This window comes from Pseudonocardia pini (genome assembly GCF_013870575.1).
Lineage (GTDB): Bacteria > Actinomycetota > Actinomycetes > Mycobacteriales > Pseudonocardiaceae > Pseudonocardia > Pseudonocardia pini.
In genome coordinates this window covers 1-2771 of record NZ_JACBXB010000737.1, presented here as the reverse complement: position 1 = coordinate 2771, position 2771 = coordinate 1, and the positions used below count along the sequence as shown (strand labels likewise).

Annotated in this window: 3 protein-coding genes; all 3 read left to right on the top strand. The window is 70.1% G+C overall.

The window, feature by feature from the left end:
• On the top strand, window positions 1-2036 hold a 2036-nt coding region (gene infB, locus H5J29_RS28090), incomplete at its 5' end, for a translation initiation factor IF-2 (protein WP_181784004.1).
• A 58-nt stretch (window positions 2037-2094) separates the two neighbouring features.
• Window positions 2095-2391, top strand: coding sequence for a DUF503 domain-containing protein (locus H5J29_RS28085; RefSeq protein WP_181784005.1), 297 nt, complete (start codon window positions 2095-2097; stop codon window positions 2389-2391).
• 9 nt (window positions 2392-2400) lie between these two features.
• Window positions 2401-2771 (top strand): 30S ribosome-binding factor RbfA (gene rbfA, locus H5J29_RS28080; protein ID WP_181784003.1); only part of this gene is annotated, 371 nt, incomplete at its 3' end.

Genomic DNA, 2771 nt, shown 5'->3' with positions numbered 1-2771 from the left:
GCGGTTTCCGTCCCGGTGGCGGTGGCGGTCCCGGTGGTGGCGGTGGCGGTGCCCCCGCGGGCGGCGGCTTCCGCGGTCGCCCCGGTGGCGGCGGTCGTCCCGGTGGTCGTGGCGGTACCGCGGGTGCCTTCGGGCGTCCCGGCGGTCCGGCGCGCAAGGGTCGCAAGTCCAAGCGCCAGAAGCGCCAGGAGTTCGACTCGATGCAGGCCCCCTCGGTCGGCGGCGTCCGCCTGCCGAAGGGCCAGGGCGAGACGATCCGGCTGCCGCGCGGTGCGTCGCTGACGGACTTCGCGGACAAGATCAACGCGAACCCGGCCGCCCTGGTCCAGGTGCTGTTCCACCTGGGCGAGATGGTCACCTCGACGCAGTCGGTCTCGGACGAGATCCTCGAGCTCCTGGGCTCGGAGATGAACTACAACGTCCAGGTCGTCAGCCCGGAGGAGGAGGACCGGGAGCTGCTCGACAGCTTCTCCCTCACCTACGGCGAGAACGCGGGCGACGACGACGACCTCGTGGTCCGGCCGCCGGTCGTGACCATCATGGGTCACGTCGACCACGGTAAGACCCGACTGCTGGACACGATCCGGAAGGCGAACGTCCGCGAGGGCGAGGCCGGCGGCATCACCCAGCACATCGGTGCCTACCAGGTCATGTCGGAGCTCGAGGGCTACGAGCGGCCGATCACCTTCATCGACACCCCGGGTCACGAGGCGTTCACCGCCATGCGTGCCCGTGGCGCCAAGTCCACCGACATCGCGGTCATCGTGGTGGCGGCGGACGACGGGGTCATGCCCCAGACGGTGGAGGCGATCAACCACGCCCAGGCGGCCGACGTGCCGATCGTGGTCGCGGTCAACAAGATCGACGTCGAGGGTGCCAACCCGGCGAAGATCCGCCAGCAGCTGACCGAGTACAACCTGGTCGCCGAGGAGTACGGCGGCGACACGATGTTCGTCGACATCTCGGCGAAGCAGGGCACGAACATCGACCAGCTGCTCGAGTCGATCCTGCTCACCGCGGACGCCGCGCTCGACCTGCGGGCCAACCCGAACATGGAGGCCCAGGGCGTCGCGATCGAGGCCCACCTCGACCGTGGCCGCGGCCCCGTCGCGACCGTGCTGGTCCAGCGCGGCACGCTGCGGGTCGGCGACTCGGTGGTGGCGGGCGACGCGTCCGGTCGTGTCCGACGGATGCTCGACGAGCACGGCGAGGACGTCATCGAGGCGTACCCGTCGCGTCCGGTCCAGGTCATCGGCTTCACGTCGGTGCCCGGCGCGGGTGACACGTTCCTCGTCGTCGACGAGGACCGGGTCGCGCGGCAGATCGCCGACCGCAGGCGGGCGCGGGAGCGCAACGCCGAGCTGGCGAGCCGTCGCAAGCGCGTCTCCCTGGAGGACCTCGACGCGGCCCTCAAGGAGACGAACACCCTCAACCTGATCATCAAGGGCGACAACTCGGGTACCGTCGAGGCCCTCGAGGACGCCCTGGTCAAGCTGGAGGTCGGGGACGACGTCGAGCTGCGGGTCATCCACCGCGGCGTCGGTGGCATCACCGAGGGCGACATCAACCTCGCCATCGCGGACAACGTCATCGTCATGGGCTTCAACGTCCGTGCCGAGGGCAAGGCCACGGAGCTGGCCAACCGCGAGGGCGTGGAGATCCGCTACTACTCGGTGATCTACCAGGCGATCGAGGAGATCGAGCAGGCCCTCAAGGGCATGCTCAAGCCGGAGTTCGAAGAGGTCGAGCTGGGCCGCGCCGAGGTGCGGGACGTGTTCAAGTCCTCGAAGTTCGGCACGATCGCCGGTTGCCTCGTGATGAACGGCGAGATCCGCCGCAACGCCCGCGGGCGCCTGCTGCGCGACTCGGTGGTCATCGCGGAGAACCTGCCGATCAGCTCGCTGCGCCGCTTCAAGGACGACGTGGTCGAGGTCCGCGAGGGCTTCGAGTGCGGTCTGACCCTGGGCACGTACAGCGACATCAAGGTCGACGACGTGATCGAGACGTTCGAGATGCGCGAGAAGCCTCGGGCCTGATCGAAGTCGGTGGGCGGCGGTGCTCTCGCAGAGCACCGCCGCCTCCGCGCACACTGACATGTACGTAGGCGCGTTGGAGCTGGACGTCCTGCTCGGGGACGTGCAGTCGCTCAAGCAGAAGCGGTCCGTGGTGCGGCCCGTGGTGGCCGAGCTGCGGAAGCGGTTCGAGGTGGCTGTCGCCGAGGCGGGGCACCTCGACCTGCACCGCCGTGCCCTGATCGGGGTCGCGTGCGTGGCGGCGGACCACGGTCACGTCGTCGAGGTGCTCGCCGCGTGCGAGCGCCTCGTGGCAGGCCGTCCCGAGCTGGAACTACTGTCGGCCCGGCACCGCATGCTGGGACCGGAAGACGACTAGGAGCACGTCATGGTGGACCAGGCCCGCGCCCGCCGGCTGGCGAAGCGGATCTCACAGATCGTCGCGGGGGCGCTGGAGCACGAGGTCAAGGACCCCCGGCTCGCGATGGTCACCATCACCGACACCCGGCTCACCGGTGACCTGCGCGAGGCGACCGTGTACTACACGGTGCTGGGGCGCACGGTCGACGAGGAGCCGGACACCGCGGGTGCCGCCGCGGCGCTGAACAGCGCCAAGGGCGTGCTGCGGACGATGGTCGGCCAGGGCACCGGGATCCGGCACACCCCCAGCCTCACGTTCGTCACCGACGAGGTCCCGCACGAGGCCCGTCGCATGGAGGAGCTCCTCGCCCGCACCCGGGCGTCGGACGCCGAGGTCGC

Excerpts from the sequence above, each read along its gene's own strand:
- H5J29_RS28085 (WP_181784005.1), top strand. The coding sequence starts at position 2,095 with ATGTACGTAGGCGCGTTGGAGCTGGACGTCCTGCTCGGGGACGTGCAG.